Origin of the sequence: Streptomyces griseicoloratus (genome assembly GCF_014534645.1) — a bacterium.
GTDB lineage: Bacteria > Actinomycetota > Actinomycetes > Streptomycetales > Streptomycetaceae > Streptomyces > Streptomyces griseicoloratus.
Genome location: NZ_JACVQF010000199.1, coordinates 112,405 through 133,944, shown reverse-complemented (window position 1 = coordinate 133,944; position 21,540 = coordinate 112,405). Strand labels below are relative to the sequence as shown.

The 21,540-nt window shown below is 70.7% G+C and carries 16 protein-coding genes and 3 pseudogenes; 9 read left to right on the top strand and 10 right to left on the bottom strand.

Features of this window, described 5'->3' with window-relative positions:
* The first annotated feature begins 18 nt into the window (after positions 1 to 18).
* From kdpB to H0H10_RS19675, 3 genes are all read left to right on the top strand, one after another.
* Positions 19 to 2,121: a potassium-transporting ATPase subunit KdpB gene (gene kdpB, locus H0H10_RS19685; protein WP_188182320.1), complete on the top strand. Its 2,103-nt coding sequence runs from the start codon at positions 19 to 21 to the stop codon at positions 2,119 to 2,121.
* A 5-nt stretch (positions 2,122 to 2,126) separates the two neighbouring features.
* Positions 2,127 to 2,795 carry a potassium-transporting ATPase subunit C gene (locus H0H10_RS19680; RefSeq protein ID WP_188182319.1) on the top strand — a complete coding sequence of 223 codons (669 nt, stop codon included), beginning with the start codon at positions 2,127 to 2,129 and terminating at the stop codon, positions 2,793 to 2,795.
* Between the two features lie 130 nt (positions 2,796 to 2,925).
* The gene (locus H0H10_RS19675; protein WP_188182318.1) at positions 2,926 to 3,609 is read left to right on the top strand and encodes a response regulator; all 684 of its coding nucleotides are present in this window, start codon (positions 2,926 to 2,928) and stop codon (positions 3,607 to 3,609) included.
* A gap of 351 nt (positions 3,610 to 3,960) precedes the next feature.
* Here H0H10_RS19675 and H0H10_RS40565 read toward each other — a convergent pair whose 3' ends face one another.
* The 4 genes and pseudogenes from H0H10_RS40565 to H0H10_RS19655 all read right to left on the bottom strand — a co-directional run bounded on the left by H0H10_RS40565 (position 3,961) and on the right by H0H10_RS19655 (position 6,883).
* Positions 3,961 to 4,458: an FAD-binding protein gene (locus tag H0H10_RS40565; RefSeq protein WP_309141844.1), complete on the bottom strand. Its 498-nt coding sequence runs from the start codon at positions 4,456 to 4,458 to the stop codon at positions 3,961 to 3,963.
* A gap of 133 nt (positions 4,459 to 4,591) precedes the next feature.
* Positions 4,592 to 4,981: pseudogene (locus tag H0H10_RS40560) on the bottom strand (Lrp/AsnC family transcriptional regulator); the annotation flags it as partial.
* A 100-nt stretch (positions 4,982 to 5,081) separates the two neighbouring features.
* A complete protein-coding gene (locus H0H10_RS19660) occupies positions 5,082 to 6,296 on the bottom strand; it encodes an MFS transporter (protein WP_188182317.1) in 1,215 nt (404 codons plus the stop codon).
* Positions 6,293 to 6,883 carry a helix-turn-helix domain-containing protein gene (locus tag H0H10_RS19655; RefSeq protein WP_188182316.1) on the bottom strand — a complete coding sequence of 197 codons (591 nt, stop codon included), beginning with the start codon at positions 6,881 to 6,883 and terminating at the stop codon, positions 6,293 to 6,295. The genes H0H10_RS19660 and H0H10_RS19655 overlap by 4 nt, the downstream gene beginning before the upstream one ends.
* Between H0H10_RS19655 and H0H10_RS19650 the strand changes: the two genes are divergently transcribed.
* The 3 genes from H0H10_RS19650 (at position 6,882) to H0H10_RS19640 (ending at position 10,226) form a co-directional block, all read left to right on the top strand.
* Positions 6,882 to 7,400, top strand: a complete 519-nt coding sequence (locus tag H0H10_RS19650; RefSeq protein WP_188182315.1) for a GNAT family N-acetyltransferase — start codon at positions 6,882 to 6,884, stop codon at positions 7,398 to 7,400. The genes H0H10_RS19655 and H0H10_RS19650 overlap by 2 nt on opposite strands.
* A 494-nt stretch (positions 7,401 to 7,894) precedes the next feature.
* Positions 7,895 to 8,479 carry a GNAT family N-acetyltransferase gene (locus H0H10_RS19645; RefSeq protein ID WP_188182479.1) on the top strand — a complete coding sequence of 195 codons (585 nt, stop codon included), beginning with the start codon at positions 7,895 to 7,897 and terminating at the stop codon, positions 8,477 to 8,479.
* Positions 8,480 to 9,221: 742 nt separating this feature from the next.
* Entirely contained in the window at positions 9,222 to 10,226 is a 1,005-nt protein-coding gene (locus H0H10_RS19640) for an ankyrin repeat domain-containing protein (protein WP_188182314.1), read from the top strand.
* A gap of 794 nt (positions 10,227 to 11,020) precedes the next feature.
* Here the strand turns inward: H0H10_RS19640 and H0H10_RS40055 are convergent.
* A pseudogene (locus H0H10_RS40055) lies at positions 11,021 to 11,320 on the bottom strand (DoxX family membrane protein); the annotation flags it as partial.
* A gap of 183 nt (positions 11,321 to 11,503) precedes the next feature.
* On the opposite strand from H0H10_RS40055, the gene H0H10_RS19630 reads away from it, so the two are divergent.
* The 3 genes and pseudogenes from H0H10_RS19630 to H0H10_RS41505 form a co-directional block, all read left to right on the top strand.
* Entirely contained in the window at positions 11,504 to 12,958 is a 1,455-nt protein-coding gene (locus H0H10_RS19630; RefSeq protein ID WP_188182313.1) for a basic amino acid/polyamine antiporter, read from the top strand.
* A gap of 47 nt (positions 12,959 to 13,005) precedes the next feature.
* On the top strand, positions 13,006 to 14,262 hold the full coding sequence (locus tag H0H10_RS19625; RefSeq protein ID WP_373566857.1) for an arginine deiminase: 1,257 nt from the start codon (positions 13,006 to 13,008) through the stop codon (positions 14,260 to 14,262).
* Between the two features lie 660 nt (positions 14,263 to 14,922).
* Positions 14,923 to 15,072: pseudogene (locus H0H10_RS41505) on the top strand (DUF7144 family membrane protein); the annotation flags it as partial.
* 87 nt (positions 15,073 to 15,159) lie between these two features.
* Here H0H10_RS41505 and adh read toward each other — a convergent pair.
* From adh to H0H10_RS19600, 5 genes are all read right to left on the bottom strand, one after another.
* Positions 15,160 to 16,683, bottom strand: coding sequence for an aldehyde dehydrogenase (gene adh, locus H0H10_RS19620; RefSeq protein WP_188182311.1), 1,524 nt, complete (start codon positions 16,681 to 16,683; stop codon positions 15,160 to 15,162).
* Positions 16,684 to 16,816: 133 nt separating this feature from the next.
* Entirely contained in the window at positions 16,817 to 18,112 is a 1,296-nt protein-coding gene (locus tag H0H10_RS19615) for a GAF domain-containing protein (RefSeq protein WP_223180123.1), read from the bottom strand.
* 72 nt (positions 18,113 to 18,184) lie between these two features.
* Entirely contained in the window at positions 18,185 to 18,742 is a 558-nt protein-coding gene (locus H0H10_RS19610) for an N-acetylmuramoyl-L-alanine amidase (protein WP_223180122.1), read from the bottom strand.
* Positions 18,743 to 18,815: 73 nt separating this feature from the next.
* On the bottom strand, positions 18,816 to 19,829 hold the full coding sequence (locus tag H0H10_RS19605; protein WP_188182309.1) for an acetamidase/formamidase family protein: 1,014 nt from the start codon (positions 19,827 to 19,829) through the stop codon (positions 18,816 to 18,818).
* Positions 19,830 to 20,195: 366 nt separating this feature from the next.
* The gene (locus tag H0H10_RS19600; protein WP_188182308.1) at positions 20,196 to 21,404 is read right to left on the bottom strand and encodes an ROK family transcriptional regulator; all 1,209 of its coding nucleotides are present in this window, start codon (positions 21,402 to 21,404) and stop codon (positions 20,196 to 20,198) included.
* Between the last annotated feature and the right edge of the window lie 136 nt (positions 21,405 to 21,540).

The following is a 21,540-nucleotide window of genomic DNA, read 5'->3' as shown; positions in this document are numbered from 1 at the left end:
GAGAAGCCAGAGGACTCCATGTCCACAGCCACTCCCACCCGGGCGCCGCACAGCGACGTCCCCACCGGGCACAAGCCCGCCGCGGGCCGTGTCGGAGGCGGCCTCTTCGACCCGAAGCAGCTGGTCAGGTCGCTGCCGGACGCCTTCCGCAAGCTCGATCCACGGGTGATGGTCAAGTCGCCCGTGATGTTCGTGGTGTGGATCGGGTCCGTCCTGACCACCGTCTTCTCCTTCTCGGACCCCGGCGACTGGTTCGGCTGGACCATCAGCGCCTGGCTGTGGCTGACCGTGATCTTCGCCAACCTGGCGGAGGCGGTCGCCGAGGGCCGCGGCAAGGCGCAGGCCGACACGCTGCGCAGGGCCAAGACCGACACGGTCGCACGGCGGCTGTTCAGGGACGGCTCCGAGGAGCAGGTTCCGGGCACCGACCTGAAGATCGGTGACCTGGTCGTCTGTGAGGCCGGAGACGCCATCCCCGGTGACGGTGATGTCGTCGAGGGTGTCGCCTCGGTCGACGAGTCGGCGATCACCGGTGAGTCGGCACCGGTCATCCGCGAGTCCGGCGGTGACCGCTCGGCGGTCACCGGTGGTACGAAGGTCCTGTCCGACCGCATCGTCATCAAGATCACGACGAAGCCGGGTGAGACCTTCATCGACCGGATGATCAACCTGGTCGAGGGCGCCGCGCGGCAGAAGACGCCGAACGAGATCGCGCTGAACATCCTGCTCGCCTCGCTGACGATCGTCTTCCTGCTGGCCTGCGCCACGTTGCCGCCGTTCGCCGACTACGCGGGCACGCGGCTCACGATGGTCGTGCTGGTCGCCCTGCTGGTCTGCCTGATCCCGACCACGATCGGCGCACTGCTCTCCGCGATCGGCATCGCGGGCATGGACCGTCTGGTGCAGCGCAACGTGCTGGCCATGTCCGGCCGCGCGGTCGAGGCCGCCGGTGATGTGTCCACGCTGCTGCTCGACAAGACGGGCACCATCACGCTCGGCAACCGGCAGGCGGCCGAGTTCGTGCCGGTGCACGGAACCACCGAGGCCGAGGTCGCGGACGCCGCCCAGCTCTCCTCGCTGGCCGACGAGACGCCCGAGGGCCGTTCCATCGTCGTACTCGCCAAGGAGATGTACGGCCTGCGCGAGCGCCACCAGGGCGAACTGGCGGGCGCCGAGTGGATCGCCTTCACCGCCCAGACCCGTATGTCGGGCGTGGACGTCGACGGGCGCAGGATCCGCAAGGGCGCGGCCGGTTCGGTCATCGCCTGGGTCGAGGAGCGGGGTGGCACCGTCGCCGAGGACGCCGACGGGATCGCCCACCGGATCTCCGCGGCGGGCGGTACGCCGCTGCTGGTCGCCGTAGATGACGACCGGGGTGCCCGCGTGCTCGGTGTCATCCACCTCAAGGACGTGGTCAAGCAGGGCATGCGGGAGCGGTTCGCCGAGCTGCGCCGCATGGGCATCAAGACCGTCATGATCACGGGCGACAACCCGCTGACCGCCAAGGCCATCGCCGAGGAGGCGGGCGTCGACGACTTCCTCGCGGAGGCGACGCCCGAGGACAAGATGGCGCTGATCAAGCGGGAGCAGGCCGGCGGCAAGCTGGTCGCGATGACCGGTGACGGCACCAACGACGCCCCGGCACTGGCCCAGGCGGACGTCGGAGTGGCGATGAACACGGGCACGTCGGCCGCCAAGGAGGCCGGCAACATGGTCGACCTCGACTCCAACCCGACCAAGCTCATCGAGATCGTCGAGATCGGCAAGCAACTGCTGATCACGCGGGGCGCGTTGACCACGTTCTCCATCGCCAACGACGTCGCCAAGTACTTCGCGATCATCCCGGCGCTGTTCGCGGCCGTCTACCCGGGCCTGGACAGGCTCAACATCATGGGCCTGTCCTCGCCGGACTCCGCGATCCTGTCCGCGGTCATCTTCAACGCACTGATCATCATCGCGCTGGTGCCACTGTCCCTGAAGGGCGTGCAGTACCGGCCCGTCAGCGCCGACAAGATGCTGCGGCGCAACCTCACCGTCTACGGACTCGGCGGGCTGATCGCGCCCTTCGTCGGCATCAAGCTCATCGACCTGCTCATCTCCCTCATCCCCGGAATCGGCTGACAGCCATGAACAACTCCGTATCGAACACCGCCCGGTTGCTCGGGGCGGGCCTGCGGGCCCTGCTCGTGCTGACCCTGGTGACCGGTGTCATCTACCCGCTCGTCGTCACCGGCATCGCACAGGGGCTGTTCAACGACAAGGCGAACGGCTCCGAGATCGAGGCGGACGGCGAGGTCGTCGGCTCCTCCCTGATCGGGCAGCCCTACAACCTGCCGCTGAAGAAGGGCGAGGAGACCCCGGAACCGGACCTGAAATGGTTCCAGGGCCGCCCGGCCAACGGCCTCGGCACCAACAGCGTCAACACCCAGTACAAGCTCATCCTGTCGGGCGCGACCAACCGGTCCGGTGACAACGAAGAGCTCATCCAGTGGGTGAAGGACGCCAAGGCCGCCGTCGTCAAGGACAACTCGACCGCCGACTTCACGGTCAAGCCGTCCGACGTGCCCGCCGACGCGGTGACGTCCTCCGGCTCCGGCCTCGACCCGCACATCTCCCCGCAGTACGCGGACATCCAGGTCCACCGCGTCGCCGAGAGGAACGGCCTGCCCGTCGCCGGGGTCCAGAAGCTGGTCGACGAGCACACCGAGGGCCGCACGCTCGGCTTCATGGGCGAGCCCCGGGTGAACGTCCTCGAACTCAACATCGCCCTCAAGGAACTCCTGGCCAAGAACTGATGGCGTTACGCGATCCCCACGGGAGTCGGCGGCCCCGGAGACATCCCGGACCCGCCGGCTCCCGCAGCCATGAAGTCGGTTCCCCGACCGGCGAGTACGGCCCGACGTACGACAGGAGAGGCACACACCCATGACCCGGGTGCTCGTGGCGGAGGACGACCCGCAACTCGTGCGGGCCCTCGTCATCAACTTGCAGGCACGCCGTTACGACGTGGACGCCGCCCCCGACGGGGCCACGGCCCTGCGGCTCGCCGCCGCGCGTCAGCCCGACGTGGTCCTGCTCGACCTCGGCCTTCCCGACATCGACGGCGTCGACGTCATCAAGGGCCTGCGGGCCTGGAGCCGCATGCCGATCCTGGTCCTGTCCGCCCGCCAGGCGTCCGACGAGAAGGTGTCCGCGCTCGACGCCGGCGCCGACGACTACATCACCAAGCCGTTCAGCATGAACGAGCTGCTGGCCCGGCTGCGAGCCGCCGTCCGCCGTGCCGAGGACATCCCGCTCGCCCCCGAGACGACGCTGGTGGAGACGGCGGACTTCAGCATCGACCTGCTCGCCAAAAAGGTCGTCCGCGACGGGCGGGACGTGCGACTGACCCCGACCGAGTGGCACCTGCTGGAGATCCTGGTGACCAACCCGGGCCGGCTGGTCACCCAGAAGCACCTCCTCCAGGAGGTGTGGGGCGTCTCGCGGAGCACCAAGACCAACTACCTGCGCGTCTACATGGCCCAGTTGCGACGCAAGCTGGAGAAGGACCCCTCCCACCCCCGCTACCTGATCACCGAGCCCGGCATGGGCTACCGCTTCGAAGCCTGACGGAGCAACGAGACGGCACGCGGCAGGCCGCGGATCCACCTCGGCGCGGCACCCGGCGTCCCCAAGACGTACGTGATGCCGTCCGAGGCGCACCGCCGCATCGGCTGGCGCGAACGCCACCGGCCGCCGCCCGCAGCGATCATCAGCCGAGTTCGCGTCCGGGCGCCGGAAGCGAGCTGTGGGCGCGGGCGCGAAGCACCGGCTGTTCGGGGCCCGGCGAGCCGCGGACAGCGTGCTCACCCGATCCCGGGCCGCCGCGGAAACCATGCCCGAGCAGGCGCCACGCCCGTTGCCATGGCAGGAGAGATGCGTCGCAGTGGCCGCCGTGTCGTGGCAGGCCGCCCCCGCGCGTCATGCGAAAGCGGTCACGGCGGCGAGGTGCGCACCGACGGCGAAGCCGCGGGTGATGGCCGAGCCCAAGGTGGCACCGGCGCCCGGGTAGGCATCGTGGAAGACAGTCGCCGAGCAGTTCCCCGCCACATACAGCCCGTCGATCGGTGCGCCGCTGCCATCCAGCACCCGGCCGTCGAGGTCGGTGCGCAGGCCGCCCGCGGTGCCGAGCACTCCGGCGTGGACGGGCACGGGGTAGAACGGTGCCTTCTCCACCGGTGCCCGGCAGGGATTGGGGGTGTTGGAAGGGTCGCCCAGGTGCCGGTCCTGTTCGCTGGCGCCGCGCCCGAACTCGGTGTCGACGCCGGTGCGTGCGTCAGCGTTGAAGCGCCGCAGCGTCTGCTCCAGGCCATCCGGGTCGATGCCGCACGCGCGGGCGAGGTCGGCGGGGGTGCCGACCGGGCCATCCACTCCCCGGGCGTACCGGGGGTGGAGCCCGCGATCGAGTTCGGCGGCCACGGCGCGGCCTGTGCTCCACGCTGTGGCCACCGGACTCGCGACGTGGAGAACATCCTTGCCCGACGTGCTCACCACTAGCCGTCCTGGGTGATCCAGGCGGCGATGTCCACGTCACGTGGGTGCACGGGTCCGAGAGGACGACGCCGGTCGTGGTGTCTCCCAGTTCCGCCAGGTGCTCGATGGCCTCTTCCAAGTGCTGCGCGTCTCGCACGGCGATCGTCAGCTCGTAGCAGTTCTCGCCGGTGACGTGGACGCAGGAGAGGACGTGCCCCATGTCCAGCAGCCGGTCACGCATGCCCTGTGCGTTCGTGACGGAACGGTGCCGGAGGCGCAGCGAGACGTGTGCCCGCAGGCCCAGCCCGAGCCGGGCGAGGTCGAGGTCGACGCCGTAGCCCTTGATCACTCCGGACTCCTCGAGACGCCGGACCCGCTCGGCGACCGCCGGCCGGCTGAGGGACACCCGGCGGCCCAGCTCGGCAAGGCTGACCCTGGCGTTCCGGGAGAGCTCGCGGATGATCGCAAGATCGACGCTGTCCGCGGGGTGACGATTCGTAACCTGCTATGGGCACGTGACCTCCAGAAGGACCGTCGCCCCGGTTCCGCAGGGCTCTGCGTCCCGGGACTCATCTCTGCGAGCGTGGGGCGAGGCGACGGGCTGTGTCACGGGTCGGCCCGCGGCGGGTCTGCCGGGTTCCGCGTCCGAGGGCGGCGGCGAGGAGCAGCGCGGCGAGGGCGGTGAGGGCGGTGCCATGCCAGCCGAGGATGTTGAGCAGGGGTGCGGCGAGGGCGCTGCCGACGGCGCCGATCGTGAAGTACAGCACGAGGTAGATGCTGCTGAGGCTGCCGGACCGCTGGGGGTCGAGGGCGATGATGCGGCTCTGGTTCGCGGCCTGGGCGGCGAAGCAGCCGGCGTCGAAGAGGGCGAGTCCCAGTGCCGTGGCCGGCGGGGTGTTCAGGCCGGTGGCCAGCAGGGTGGCTCCGGCCGCGGCGCCCAGCATGCTGACGGTGATCACGGTGTGCGGGCTGTACCGGTCGGCGAGGCGGCCGGTGAGCGGGAGTGCGGCGAAGCCGAGGAGTCCGGCCAGGCTGTACAGGCCGATGGTGGTCGGGCCGAGGGAGTGCGGCGGCTCGGCCAAGGTGAGGGCGAGGGCGACCCAGATGAGATTGAAGGCGAAGTACCACAGCCCGCCGGTGGCCACCGCGCGGCGCAGCTGCGGGAACTGGCGCAGCAGCGGAGGAAGTGAGATGAGGGCGGCGCGGTAGGTGCGATCGGGGCGGGGCCGCTGCCGGGGCAGGAGTGCGGCGGTGGCGATCGCGCCGAGCAGGGCGAGGGCGGCGAAGACGAGGAGCATCCGCCGCCAGCCGAGGATGTCGGTGAGTGATCCTCCCACCAGGCGACTGAGCAGGATGCCGGCCGACATTCCGGCGGCCACGGTGGCGACGCCGGTTGCGCGACGCCCGGGTGGGGCGTGGCGGCCTGCGATGTTGCCGGCCTGGGCCGCGACGCCGGCGGCCGCGCCGATGAGCAGGTAGGCGGCCAGGAGCACGACCGCGCCGGGTGCTGCCGCGGCGAGGATGAGGGCGGCGGCCAGGGCGGTGAGCTGTGCGGCCACCAGGCGGTTGGGGGCGAGCTGGTCGGTGAGGGGGAGCAGGAGGGCGAAGCCGGTCATGCAGCCGGCGAGTGCGGCGGTGGGGACGAGGCCGACCACGGAGAGAGGGACGCCCAGGTCTGCGGCGACCGAGGCGAGCGCGGGCTGGATGGCGTAGTTGTTCGCGATCGCCGTTCCGGCTGTCGAGGCGAGGAGGAACGTGCCGCCTCGGCGCAGGGGACCGGTCATGGCTGTGCGCCGCGAGTGAGGATGACGGCGTAGCGGCACTCGGTGTCGGCGATGTTGGCGAAGAGGCGCTCGGTGGGCTCACCGAGCTCGATGGTGTCGCCCGCGTCGAGTTCGTGGACCGTGTCGCCGTCATGGAAGGTCAGGTGGCCGTCGAGGACCCAGACGACCTGTCGTACGAAGGCGAAGGCGGCGGCCGGATACGGCACCTGGGCGCCGGCGGGAAGGCGGATCTCGGCGATCTCCGCGGGGAAGTGCGGGCCGGTGATCTGGCGGCGCCGGTAGCCGGTCGCGGGGTCGCGCCACTCGGCCGCGTCGGCCCGGCGGCGCACTCCTGCGGGTGCGTCCGTGCCGTCCTGCGTTCCTTCGGCGAGGGTGAGCAGGGAGGCGACGCTGAGTTGGAAGGCGGCGGACAGCTTGCCGAGGACGACGGCGGTGGGACTGCTCTCGCCGCGCTCGATCCTGCTGATCATGGCTTGGGAGACGCCAGAGGCGTCGGCGAGCTGGGCCAGGGTCCACCGACGCCGTTCCCGTTCGGTACGGACTCGGGCAGCGATCTGTCCCACCAGCGAGTCTACTATGTTGGACATGAATCCAATATACGAGAGAGGCCGGACGGTGACGGTGCGCTTGGCACACCCCGGCGACGTGGAGGTCATTCGCGCGATCCGCAACCACGCGATCAAGCACTCCACTGCCCTGTGGACGCAGACCCCGCAGTCCCCCGCCGAGGGGGTCGCCTGGCTGGCCGCCCACCTGGCACGAGGCTCGGCGTTCGTGGCCGAGGCGGAGGACGAGGTGGTCGGGTTCGCGGTCTACGGCCCATGGCGGGAGCTGGACGGATTCCGCCACACAGTGGAGGACTCCGTCTACGTCCGCGAAGGCCGCCACGGGCTCGGCGTCGGCTCCGCGCTGCTGACCGCCCTCATCACCTCGGCACGTGAGGCCGGCCACCACGTCATGATCGCCGGTATCGAAGCCGAGAACACGGCATCGATCCGGCTGCACGAGCGGTTCGGATTCCACCACGTCGGCACGGTGCCGGAGGTCGGCACCAAGTTCGGCCGATGGCTCGACCTGACGATCATGCGACTGCCCCTGACGTGAGCCGCCACTGCAGACAGGGGCACGGAGCTGTGTGGGTAGTTCCGCACGAGGGACACCGCACGTTGCTTACCAGCTTGCAGCTCTTCCTTGTCCGGCAGGCCGCACTCTGCCGCGCGGCTGCAGTCCGGCGTGGGGTCGTGGAAGACCAGCCGCTCCTGCTCCAGGGCCCGGAAGCTGCTGCGCAGCACGCTGAGCAGACCGCAGCAACTCGACACGCTCTCAGCCCCCTGACTTCGGCACCGGTGATGTTCCTTCACCGGCGGGTGCCCGGAGGAAGGCGATGATGTCCTGGACGCCGGGCTGGTAGCCGTCCGAGGTGTCCACGGTCAGGGTGGGGACGTCCAGGGAGACCGGGACTCGGGTCGGTGTTCCATCAGACGACTGCTGCTGTCCGACGGAGTGAAGACCCGGGAGACGGCCGCCTGGGAGACTCCCGCGAGCCGGGCACGTCCCGTCCTGTGGGTTGAGTCGTCGGTGGGCCCAAGATGGTGCGCATGACTTTGGCCACCCCCATACTGCACACCGCTCGCCTGCGACTGCGCCCCTTCACCGACGCCGACGCGGACCTGCTCTTCACCCTGCACAGCAGCACCTCCGTGATGCGCTACTGGGACTCCCCGCCGTGGAACGAACAGGCCCGCGCCGAACGCTTCATCAACATGTGCCGGAAGATGGCGGACGAAGGCACCGGTGCCCGGGTGGCCATCGACCGCGTTTCTGACGGTGCCTTCGTCGGCTGGTGCGGTCTGACCAGATGGAACCCGGACCACCGCAGCGCGTCGTTGGGCTACGTCCTCGACGAAGCGATGTGGGGACACGGCTACGCGACGGAGGCCGCGCACGCCTTGCTGCGGTGGGCATTCGACACACTGGACCTGAACCGAGTCCAGGCGGAGACCGATACGCGCAACGTGGCATCTGCCCGGGTCCTGGAGAAGATCGGATTCATACGTGAAGGGACGTTGCGGGAGGACTGCGTCGTGAACGGCGAGGTATCCGACTCGTGGGTGTTCGGGTTGATCAGGCGAGAGTGGCGGCCGTCGGCCGTGCCGGTTCGAGCCCGCGAAGAGCGGCGTTGAGTCCGTCTCCGGTAGAGGCCGCGTCCAGGTTGAGTGAGGAAGCCTTGATGGGTGAGGCGTCCAAGGCGGCCGCGGGTGACGTTCATGGCCGGGTCGTCGGTGGGCATGCCGAGGAGTTCGTGCAGATCACGGGCCCGGAACGCCTGATCGCGGTGGGTGTTGAAGGTGTTCGGGATGACCTGGTAGGTGGAGGTCAACTCGGGCGGTTCGGGTCCGGTCCCGGCCGGAGCGAGTTCCGCGATGGCCTTCCGGGTCGTGACCTGCGCGAGCGCGGCATCCGCGCGGTGATCCCAGCCCGCAGTCCGTCGTGCCGGGGCACCTGCCCCAGACCAAGAGGTGACAGCCCAATCCGCCAGGGCCGCCGGCCGGGAGGAGGCCACCGCTCCAAGGCCAGTGCACCGGGACCGTTTTCTGGGGTTGTGCGTCGTCCCGGCACGGCACCGGGTTGAGTATTTGGCGTGATCGGGCCGGTCGTTTCGGGCGCGGGGATCAACGACCGTACGACACCAGGAGACATGGGCCATCGGCCACGGTGACCACGTTGCCGGGGAGATGAGGAGCCCGGATCGTCAGCCCTCCCGGCTATGGTGCCGTCCACCAGTGATCATCACCAACCGTCCGGCCGCCCCTGAGGGACAACCGATGAGTTCCTTCGTTCTTGCAGCGACTTCCCCGGCCCACCTCGTCTGCAGGGTGAGGTCGTCCCGTCAGCGGGTCCCGGGCACCGTCGAAGAGGAATCGCATGTCTGATGCGTGGGGCATGGCTCCGCTCAACTGGCGTGATCCGGCCGAGGTGCGTCGTCGGCTGGTCGCAGGCGCCGATCCGAACGCGCGGTCGTTCGCGCTCCGTGTGACGCCGTTGCACGAGGCCGTCACCGCAGAGGCGCCGGGTGACGTCGTCGACGTCCTGGTCGCGCACGGGGCCGATGTCGACGCGGCGGACGCAGAGGGGGCGACGCCTCTGTGGGAGGCCGTGCGCTGGGGCAACCGGAGCGCTGCCGAAGCCCTGCTGCGGGCAGGGGCCGATCCATGGCGTCCAGCCATCGCGGGACGGTCTCCTGGCCGTCTGGGCCTCGACGGGCCGCTCACCGACCTGTTTGCCGGTCTGCCTGGAGCGCCGTCGATCAGTGTGAGGGAACGGGACCGGCAGACTCGGGCGGACGTGTTGATCGCCTCCTACGAGTGGGCGGGATACTGGGCAGGACTCGACCTGGCGTTCGTCGCAGACGTCGACGAGGACGAGCTGATCAGGCGACTCGGCAGGGATCCGGCGCGGTGCCCGCTCACGGACAGCCCCTTCATGGCGATGGTCGAGGATCCACACGCCGACTGGGCCGACGACGAGGACGACGGCGAGCCCGAGTACTCGCCGATGGACTTCGACTTCGAGGCGTGGGTGGCACGGCGCGACGGCGGTGCGGTGTTGATCGGCGCCGCGGCGTCGTCCGACTCCCTCTGCGCCCGGATGTCGGCGGGCACCCGGTTGGCCACCGTGTTCTTCAACCCGAAGGGCTCCTGCTACGTGTACTGCTGGGCTGACGGTCGCACGGTGCGGCAGTCCGAGCCCGCCGGCTACCCCGCGGACCCCTGGCCCGAGGAGTGGCTGCACCGATTCGGCCACCACGCACACGCCTCCTCCCACGAGGCACGCGCCCTCGCCTTCATGACCGCCTACACGGGGGTACGCATCGACGAACAGTGGCTCATCCGTGCCCCCAAGCGTGGAGTTCCCCGCTCCAGGGCGTAGGGCGGCAGCTACGGCGCGGGCTCCTCGCGGGCAGCTCACGTCTTGTCCGGTCCGAGGCCGGGGGCACGGTGAGGACGCCCTTCGACGACCAGGCCGCGCTGGTATGCCTCCCGCTGCGGGCGGTCAGGCCCAGGGAGAGCCAGAGCCGTCCCTGCCGGTCGCCGTAGGCGCAGCCCAAGCATCTCCCGGTGGTGGTGCACGTCAATGAGTCCGGGCATCACCAGCCGGTCGCGCGCGTCGATGCGTTTGCCCGCCCGGCCGTCGGCGTGCGGCTCCACGGCACTGATCCGGTGTCCATCGATGACGTGTCGACATCGTGCCGGATCTCTTGGCGGAGGCCGCCCCACCGTGCGGGGGGCGCCCGCCGTCCGCCGGTACGAGGCGGAGCCTGCCGTGGCCGAGGTGCGGGAGGTGGTTCGCGCCGGCACTCCATGACGGCGCGTCGGTCACTTCGCTGGTGATCTGCCGGGCTTCACCGACCGCCGTTCCGTCCGCGGCGACGTCCACGGTGTGGCGACCGCGTCCGCCGCACCGGCACACGCCCGGAGCGAGGAGCGCGAGGACGAAGCCGTACCCCACGACTCCAGTACGGCGACGCTGGTCCGCACCACGACGCTGGGGATCACCACGCCGGTGTCCGGCACCGTCGTCGCGCCGGCGTACCTGTCGGACCAGGTGTTCGCCTCCGGCGCCGTCGGACAGGGCGCCGGCGTCGTGCCGCACGAGGGACAGGCACGTGTGCCGGCCGGGAAGTGCAGCGCACTTACGGGCCGTCAGTTACGGATGAGGAGAACCAGGCCGGCGAGCACCACGGCGGCTACGCCGTACACCAACCGGTGTGGCCCTCCCAAGGTCTCGGTGAGGCCCGCGATCACCGCCATCGCCTCGCCCGACGGGCAGCCGCTCATGGCGAGGAACTGACCGGTGCCCTCGATCCCGCCTCCGCCGAACCAGCCGAACAGCTTCTGCGCGCCGTGGGCGGCGAGAGCCAGGCCCGGCACCAGACTCAGGAGCAGCAGACCCACGTCGTAGGCGTGCGGAGAGGAACGGTCACGCCCGTCGGTGGCAGTGGTATCAGCGGGACGGGTGGTGATCTCCCGCCGCGGCAGCGGCCGGTACCTCCGACGCCGTCCCGGTGAGCAGGCCGACCGTGTCCACGAGGTTCTCGCCCGTCTTCCAGCTCACTGGCATGCCCCTCGAGCAGGGACTACCGGATGCCCGGGACCACCGGGTGATGCACAGTGGTCGGATCCGCCCCGTGATCCTTGGGGGATGGCATGTCACAGGCCGCAGTCACCGAGACCGACCGGGAGTCTCCGCCGCCCGCCAAGCTGCCGCTGCTCACTCTCACCGCGATGGTCGTCGGGTCCATGGTGGGCGCCGGAGTGTTCTCCCTGCCAGCACGGTTCGCGGAGGAGACGGGTGTCGCGGGGGCGATGATCGCCTGGGCGATCGCCGGGGCGGGCATGCTGATGCTGGCCTTCGTCTTCCAGTCCCTGGCGGTGCGCCGGCCCGGTCTGGACGCGGGGGTGTACGCCTACGCCAAGGCCGGCTTCGGTGAGTACCTGGGCTTCTTCTCCGCCTTCGGCTACTGGGCCGGCACGTGCGTCGGCAACGTGACGTACTGGGTCCTGATCATGTCGACCATCGGCTCGGTCTGGCCGGAGCTGGGCGACGGCGACACCGCCGTGGCGGTCGTGCTCTCTTCTGTCGGGCTGTGGGCCTTCTTCTGGATGATCCGGCGTGGCGTGACGGAGGCCACCGCCATCAACAGGATCGTCACGGTGGCCAAGCTCGTCCCGGTACTGATCTTCGTCGTTCTGGCCCTGGTGTACTTCGACGCCGGTGTCTTCGCGGACAACTTCCAGGGCGAGGACTACGCCGGTTCGCTCTTCTCCCAGGTGCGCGGCACCATGCTCGCCACCGTCTTCGTCTTCCTCGGCGTCGAGGGGGCCAGCGTCTACTCCCGGCACGCCAAGCGCCGCTCCGACGTGGGCAGGGCGACGGTGCTGGGCTTCCTCAGCGTGTTCGCCGTCTTCGCGTCGGTGACCATCGTGTCGTACGGCATCCTGCCGATGGGTGAGATCGCCGGACTCCGCCAGCCGTCCATGGCCGGTGTCCTGGAGTCCGCCGTCGGCACCTGGGGCAGGGTCTTCATCAGCGTCGGACTGATCGTTTCCGTCCTGGGCGCCTATCTGGCCTGGACGCTCATGGCCGCCGAGGTACTCTTCGTCGCCGCCCAGGACGACGACATGCCACGCTTCCTGCGCCGTGCCAACGCCGTCGACGTGCCCGTGCCCGCCCTGCTGATGACGTCGCTGCTCATCCAGGTGGTGCTGGTCATCACCAGCTTCTCGGACGACGCCTTCGACTTCGCGCTCAACCTCACCAGCGCCCTGTCGCTCATCCCGTACCTGCTGGCGGCGGCCTTCGCCGTCAAGATCGGCATCCGTGAGGACCCCCGCGCCGCCCGCGGCCGGACGTCCCGACGTGAGCTGACCGTCGCGGTCGTCGCCACGCTGTACACCGCCTTCCTCCTGTACGCGGCCGGCCTGAAGTTCCTCCTCGTCTCGTTCATCGTCTACGCCCCGGCGACCCTCCTGTTCGTCATGGCCCGCCGTGAACAGGGCCGACGGCTGTTCTCGTCCCGAGAACTGGTGATCCTGACCGTCTCCGTGGCCAGCGCTGCCGCCGGCGTCGTGGCCCTGGCCGCTGGATGGATCAGCCTGTGAGAGTTCCCCCCCTTCCGCCCCGCACCGTCCAAGGAGGTCGCGTGACCGTGATCGACAGCGCCGCCGGAGCCGCCCTCGGCGTCCACTCCGAGGTCGGCAGACTCCGCAAGGTCCTGGTGTGCTCCCCCGGTCTCGCGCACCGGCGGCTGACCCCCACCAACTCCGACGAACTGCTCTTCGACGACGTGATGTGGGTGGAGAACGCCCAGCGCGACCATGCCGACTTCGTCGCGGACCTCACCCGGCGCGGAGTGGAGGTGGTCGAGCTGCACGACCTCCTGGCCCAGACCATGGCGATTCCCGAGGCGAAGGCGTGGCTGCTGGACCGGAAGATCGTGCCGAACCGGGTCGGCATCGGCCTCGTCGACGCGACCCGGGGCTATCTGGAGACGCTGGAGCTCCGGCGCCTGGCCGAGTACCTGATCGGCGGGCTCGCCACCAGCGACCTGCCGGAGAAGTACCGCTCCGACTACTGCGCGCTCGCCCTGGAGTCCACCGGCGCACGCGAGTACCTGATGCCGCCGCTGCCCAACACCCTCTACACCCGGGACACCACCTGCTGGCTGTACGGCGGGCTCACCCTCAACCCGCTGTACTGGCCCGCGCGGCACGACGAAACGCTGCTGATGAAGGCGGTCTACACCTTCCACCCCGACTTCCGGGAGGCGAAGGTGTGGTGGGGCGACCCCGAGCTGGACTGGGGACAGGCCACCTTCGAGGGCGGCGACATCATGCCGGTCGGCAACGGTGTCGTCCTGATGGGCATGAGCGAGCGGACCTCGCGGCAGGCCATCACGCAGGTGGCCGCCGCCCTGTTCCGCGAGGGCGCCGCCCGGCAGGTGATCGTCGCCGGGATGCCGAGGCTCAGGGCCGCCATGCATCTGGACACGGTCTTCACCTTCGCCGACCGGGACGTGGTCACGCTCTACCCCCGGATCATGGACGCGGTGCACACGTTCTCGCTGCACCCCGCCGACCGTGCCCCCGGCTTCGACCTCGTCGACGAGGGCACCACGCCCTTCGTCGAGGTGGTCGCCAGGGCGCTCGGGCTGTCCTCGCTGCGTGTGGTGGAGACCGGCGGCGACGTGTACGCCTCCGAACGCCAGCAGTGGGACAGCGGCAACAACGCGGTCGCCGTGGAGCCCGGCGTGGTGTTCACCTACGACCGCAACACGCTCACCAACGCCCTGCTCCGCGAGGCCGGCATCGAGGTCGTCACCATCGTGGGAGCCGAGCTGGGGCGTGGGCGCGGCGGGGGCCACTGCATGACCTGCCCGCTGGTCCGGGACCCGGTCGACTTCTGACAGGCGATGCCGGACGGCAAGCGGCCCGATCGAGCGCACGCCCTCAAGGGGCGTCTGTCTTCCGGACCCGGAATCTCCGCCGGTCTCAGCACCGGCCTGGTGGTCGACCGGTCGACCACAGGCCCGTCACCGACAGCGTGAACGTCCCGTGCACCGTCCATGGCCCGACTCCCGTCGCGCCCCGTCCTCGAGCCCGCCCTGACGGCCACTGGCGTCGACGCCTGCGTAAGCGCGCAGCAGCTGGGTGCTCGATGCCCCCCCGCAGCCTGACCCGCCACCCGCGCCTGGACGCCCCAGAGCTACGGGCAGTCCGGCACAGGAGCCGGCTTCACCGGCCGGGACCGGATTCCGCCGCGCTGGACGCCGGCGCCTCGCCCCTGTCCGGAGCCGCCGTGCCGGGCGGCTCCTGTTCGGGAACGAACGCGATCTCCCCGTCGAGGACCTTCGGCAGATGGTCCAACCATCAATCCGGCCCAATAGATGCAAGAGGCGCACAAGCGCGCTTAACGGAACATGGGTCCTCCGTGACTCGCCGGAGAGCCCGGGGTGCGGTCGCTACGCGACGGCTACGGGGTCACGCTGTTTCACCGTTGCGGACACGCCGCTCCTCGGCTCGCGGTGTGGCGGTACTTCGTGCCATGAGGTGGGGCCGTCAGGGCAGGCGTCGCGATCGCCGCGCTCGGCCTTGTCACACAGTTCATGTTCATCCCGTACTACCCTCTGCGGTCGATCAGCGTCATGACGCTGGACATGATCATCCTGTGGGGCCTGGCCAAGGTCGCCGCGACTTGTGGGAGAGATCAGGGGTAGGGCCGAATTTCGCTTCGCGGCCCAGGGGGAGTGCGACAAGGGCGCCTGCCGGGCGAGTTGCCTGGTCAGGCGCCCTTTTCTGGGGCTCTAGAAGAAGCCCAGCTTCTTCGGCGAGTACGAGACGAGGAGGTTCTTCGTCTGCTGGTAGTGCTCCAGCATCATCTTGTGGGTCTCGCGCCCGATCCCCGACTGCTTGTAGCCGCCGAACGCGGCGTGCGCCGGGTAGGCGTGGTAGCAGTTCGTCCAGACGCGGCCCGCCTGGATCGCGCGGCCCGCGCGGTACGCGGTGTTGATGTCCCGGGTCCACACGCCCGCACCGAGGCCGTACAGCGTGTCGTTGGCGATCTTGATGGCGTCGTCGAAGTCGTCGAACGAGGTCACGGACACGACCGGACCGAAGATCTCCTCCTGGAAGATCCGCATGCGGTTGTGCCCCTCGAAGATGGTCGGCTGGACGTAGTAGCCGCCCTTCAGCTCGCCGTCGTGCTCGACGCGCTGCCCGCCCGTGAGGACCTTCGCGCCCTCCTGCCGGCCGATGTCGAGGTAGGAGAGGATCTTCTCCAGCTGGTCGTTGGACGCCTGCGCGCCGATCATCGTGTCGGTGTCCAGCGGGTGGCCCGGCGTGATCAGCTCGGTGCGGGCGACCGCGGCTTCGAGGAACTCGGCGTAGTTGCCGCGCTGGATCAGCGCCCGGGACGGGCAGGTGCACACCTCGCCCTGGTTGAGCGCGAACATCGTGAAGCCTTCGAGCGCCTTGTCGCGGAAGTCGTCGTCCCGTGCCCAGACGTCGTCGAAGAAGATGTTCGGGGACTTGCCGCCGAGCTCCAGGGTGACGGGTTTGATGTTCTCCGAGGCGTACTGCATGATCAGCCGGCCCGTGGTGGTCTCGCCGGTGAACGCCACCTTCGCCACCCGCGGGCTGGAGGCGAGCGGCTTGCCCGCCTCGACACCGAAGCCGTTGACGACGTTCAGGACGCCGGGCGGCAGCAGGTCCGCGACCAGGCTGAGCCAGTAGTGGATCGAGGCGGGGGTCTGCTCGGCGGGCTTCAGGACCACCGCGTTGCCGGCGGCGAGAGCCGGAGCGAGCTTCCACGCCGCCATCAGGATGGGGAAGTTCCACGGGATGATCTGCGCGACCACGCCCAGCGGCTCGTGGAAGTGGTACGCCACCGTGTCGTCGTCGACCTCGCCGAGGGAACCCTCCTGGGCCCGGATCGCGCCCGCGAAGTAGCGGAAGTGGTCGATGGCGAGGGGGATGTCGGCCGCCAGCGTCTCGCGCACCGGCTTGCCGTTCTCCCAGCTCTCCGCGACCGCCAGCCGCTCCAGGTTCGCCTCCATGCGGTCCGCGATCTTCAGCAGGATGTCGGAACGCTCGGTCACCGAGGTGCGGCCCCAGCCCGGGGCGGCCTCGTGCGCCGCGTCGAGCGCCCGCTCCACGTCCTCCGCCGTACCCCGTGCCACCTCGGTGAACGGCTGACCGTTCACCGGGGACGGGTTCTCGAAGTACTGCCCGCGCACCGGCGGTACGTACTCACCGCCGATGAAGTGGTCATAGCGCGGCTGATAGGAGACGATCGCGCCCTCGGTGCCGGGCGCCGCGTAACGGGTCATCCTGGTCTGCCTCCGTCGTCGAGCGCTGCCCGCCGTTGGGCAGCTCTCCGCGCGAGGCTAGGGAGCGGGAGGTTGCAGGGACGTTGCGCGGCCGCGGCCCGGGCCTGGGGGACCACCGCTCACCGGCCGGCGGTCACCACCGGTCCGGCGCCGCCAGCTCGGATTCCAGCACGGCGAGCCGGGACCGGATCGCCGCCGTGGGCCGGACCGCGGCCAGTGCCCGCCAGACGTCGAGGTCGTCCTCACCCCAGGGCGCGTGCGCCCAGTCGGCCAGCAGATCGGGGTCGCGGCCCGCTATCAGTGCCGTGCGCAGGCCGTCCGCGAGCCGCTGCCTGAGCCGTGCCACCGCCGGGGCCTGGGAGCCGGGCAGCAGCGGACCGGCGTACGCCGTCGCCGCCGCGGTCACCGCGCCGGCCCCCAGGCGCCGCTCCACGACGGCGACGTCGGACTCGACGGGCATCGTGAGCCGGTACGGGCGCGACGCCAGCCGGCCGGGTCCCAGCACCCGGCGCAGCCGCGCGAGTTCGGCGCGCAACGTCACCGGCGTCACCCTCTCGTCCTCGTACAGCGCACACAGCAGCTCGTCGCCGGTCAGCCCCTCCGGGTGCCGGGCCAGCAGGACGACGATCTCGCTGTGCCGCCGGCTGAGCCGGACCCGGTGGCCGCCGGCGCTCAGCAGGGCCTCGTCACGGCCCAGGGCGGTCAGCTCGGCCGTGTCGGCGGCGGGCCGCTGCGGCGTGAGCAGTGCCAGCTGGGACTCGGCGGCCCGGGCGACGGCCTGGACGAAGCCCAGACTGTGCGGGTGAGCCAGTCCGTCCCCGCCGGTGATGTCCACGGCACCGAGCACCCGCCCGGTGCGCGGATCGTGCACCGGAGCCGCCGCACAGGTCCACGGCTGCACCTGCCGGATGAAGTGCTCGGCGGTGAAGACCTGCACCGGCCGGCCGACGGCCACCGCCGTGCCCGGCGCGTTGGTCCCGACCGCCGACTCCGCCCACCGGGCACCCGGCACGAAGTTCATCCGTCCGGCACGGCGCCGTGTGGCCGGATGGCCCTCGACCCACAGCAGTCTGCCGTGTGCGTCGCACACCGCGAGCAGATGCTCCCCGTCCGCGGCGAAGGTGCCCAGGAGCTCACGGACCAGCGGCATCACCTGTGCCAGCGGATGCTCGGCCCGGTAGGCGCCGAGATCACCGTCCATGAGCTCCACGCTCGCGGTGCCGTCCGGACCGACCCCCGCCCGCACCGAACGGCGCCACGACTCGGCCACCACGGCCCGCACCGGCCGGGGGACCGTGCCCGCCTCGGTGAACGCCTCGTGTGCGCGCCGCAGCGTCCGTGTGCGTTCGACCGGGTCGGCTCCCGGCTCCAGAGCGAGCCATGGATCGGTCAACTCGGCCTCCCCGGACGGCGATGCGGCTGGGGACATCGTCGCTCCGGGGATGGGCGCCGACAACCTCTTCGACCGGTCGGCTCACCCGAACGTGGCCGTCCGCCTCGGTCAGGCGAAGTTGACCAGTCTGATGTACCGCGACCAGTCCCACAGAGGCCCCGGATCCGTGTGGTCGCTGCCCGGTACCTCGTGATGCCCGATGATGTGCGCGCGGTCCTTGGGGATGCCGTATGTGGTGCAGATGGCCGCGGTGAGTCTCGCCGACTGCTCGTAGAGGGCGTCGGTGAAGTACGCGGGCCGGTCCACCCAGCCCTCGTGCTCGATACCGATACTGCGGGTGTTGTAGTCCCAGTTGCCCGCGTGCCAGGCCACGTCGGCCTCACGGACGCACTGCGCGACATGCCCGTCGGAGGAGCGGACGACGTAGTGCGCGGACACCTGACTGCGTGGGTCGCGGAAGATGGACAGGGTGTCGGCGTACGTCTCCTGGGTGACGTGGACGACCACATAGTCCAGCGGGTAGGCGGTGGGGCGGTTCGACGGCGTGTAGTTGGACGTACTGGCAGGCTGCCACTCGGCGGACGGATAGTCGACGACCTGGGGCCGCGCCTCCGCCCGTGCGCCGGCAAGCAGCGCGGAGGGGACGGTGGCGAGCGCGGCACCCATCAGGAGCCGCCGCCTGCTGGGAATCGGTGTAGCCCGTTCCACGGGAACTGCCTTTCGTCGTTGGGGAGAGTCGTCAGTTCCGCAGCGTGGCCGCCGTCTCGCGCAGCCGCGCGTGCACTCCGCGGTGAGTCTCGCGCGCGGGTAGCCACTCCTTGCGGACCTTGGCCACGCAGGTGTAGTTGGTGTCGCAGACGTTGGCCAGCGGCGATTCGACTGCCTGGGTGGCGAACTGATAGGCGTCCAGCTCGCTGAATCCGTAGTCGCGGGCCAGCCACTGCACCATGTCCAGCTGGGATATCCGGAAGGCGTCCTCCAGCGGCCGCGCCGAGCCCGTCGAGATGATGTGCGTGTCCGACTCGATGCGTGGCCATGGGGTGACCAGCCCCTTGAGCAGTTCGACGATCACGACCGTGTTCATCGCGCACTCCACGGCGACGCCGCAGGTCTCTCCCTCGCCCTGCCGGGCGTGCCCGTCGCCGAGACTGAGCAGCGCGCCCTCCACGTTGACCCCGAGGTAGCACGTGACGCCGGCCCGCATCTCGGGCGTGTCCATGTTGCCGCCGTGGGCGTCGGGCACCAGGGCCGAGCGCACCTCCAGGTTGGCGGGGGCCACTCCCACCGTGCCGTGCATCGGGTCGAGGGGCAGTTCCACCTCGATGTCACTGTCGCGGGCCTGGAACAGTGCCGTTCGGCGGGCCCGGTCGAGCTGCCAGATCCAGACGGCCTCCGGGAGCGGTGGCTGGAGCGTGGCCGTGGTGTGCGTCGAGGTCAGTGCGCCGAACAGCGGAACAGTGGTCGACGCCGCCCAGTCCCGGGCCGGTTCGATCGACACGAAGTGGACGGCGACGGTGTCGCCGGGCTCTGCGCCCTCCACGTGGAAGGGCCCGGTCTGCGGATTGAGGTAGGGGAACTCGCACACCTCGGACACCAGGTCCTTCTCGGACCGCACCCGGCCGGCGAAGCAGTCCTCCGTGTACAGATCGAGGACCGTGCCGGGTGAGATGCGGGCCACGGGGGGTGCGCCGCCGAACGTCCAGGCGTACTCACCCGGTTCGGGTCGCACGGTCAGGATCCGAAGGTCGCTCATCGCAGCGCAGCTCCGTTCGTTTCTGGCGAATGCCGGTCGAGGCGGGAAGGAGGTGAGGTGGGAAGGCCGGACGGTGGGGCGGAGGGACGTAGGGAAGCGGTGAAAGCTGACGCACCCGGCGTCCCGGTGACGGCTGCGTCCGCGTGAATCACCGTACGGCGCTTGCGTGTTGGGCAGAAGAGCACACCGTGATCCGGTGGATGCCCGAGAGATTGTGGACAACTCGCTCACCCGATCGAGTGGGCGCGAGCGAGCCGGCGGCGCAACCCGCGGGCGGGGCGAGCGGAACCGCGGTGCGGGCGAAGACCAACGGGCCGTGTGGCGCGGCCGTCCCCGGTGGGCGGGCCGCGACGCCGGCTCCCCGGGTCAGGCGCGCTCGGCCACCGCAGCGGGATCGTCCAGGACGGCCCGTACCACCGAGTGCGCGGCGCCGAGCAGAGGACCCTGCGGGCCCAGTCCGGACACGGACACGGGACAGACCGGACCCGCCGTACGCCGTGCCAGCTCGGCCCGCAGCGGCGGCAGCAGCCAGGGAGCGAGTCCGGCCAGGGCGCCGCCCAGCACCACGCCCTCGGGATCCAGCAGGTTGACCGCACCGGTCAGGGCGATGCCGAGGGCCGTGCCCGCCTCGTGCAGAGCCCGGACCACGGCCTCGTCGCCCTCTTCGGCGCGTCCCGCGAGGAGTCCGACGCGGTCCTCGCCCGGCTCCACGCCGGCGGCGCGCAGAACGGCCTTCTCACCGGCGTACTGCTCCAGGCACCCGCGCCCTCCGCATGCGCACTGCGGCCCGTCGGGATGCACCGGCACGTGTCCCAGCTCGCCCGCGAACCCACGGGTCCCGCGCAGCAGCTGTCCGTCGACCACCACGGCCGCACCGATGCCGATCTCGGCCGAGACGTGCAGGAAGTCCCGGGGCGTGCCGTCACCGAGCCAGAGCTCGGCGAGCGCGCCGAAGTTGGCCTCGTTGTCCACGGTCAGCGGCAGGCCGGCGGGCAGCAGCGCACCGAGGTCCGCGTCGTGCCAGTCGAGGTTCGGTGCCCGTACGACGGTCCGGGCGTTGCGTGCCACGAGGCCGGGGACGGCCACGGCGAGCCCGGCCGGCCACAGCCCCTCGTCCTCCGCCTCGGCGACGACCTGCCGCACCAGGCCGGTGAGCTGCTCGATCACCGGTTCCGGCGATCGGCCCCGGTTGCTGCCGTACCGCACGGCCCGTGACCGTACCCGGCCGCGCAGGTCGACCGCGCAGACCGCCAGGTGGTCGACGCCGACCTCCGCGCCGAGGCCCGCGGGGCCGTTCGCGCTGACCGCGAGCGCCGACCCGGGCCGGCCCACCCTGCCGGGACGTTCCGGGCCCAGTTCCTCCAGCAGGCCCGAGCGGATGAGCTCGTCCACGAGCGTCGAGACCGCCGCACGCGTCAGCCCGATCCGTGAGGCGACGGCGGCCCGGGACAGGGGCCCCTCGGCGCTGACGGTGTGCATCACCCTGGCCAGGTTGCGGCGGCGCATGCCCTGCTGGGTGTCCGGCAGGGGACGCCCGGGGCGGGCCGGGTGTGCTTCGTGCGGCGGTGCGGTCATGCCTCCGTCAGTCCTCGGTCGCGTGTCCTGCGGCGGACGCGGAGCGGACGTCTCCCTCCGGGGCCGCCGGGGAGTGTCCGCGGGGGCACGTTCTCCGGCGGCCCGGCCCCGAAGGCGTCCCCGTGGTCACCCCGAA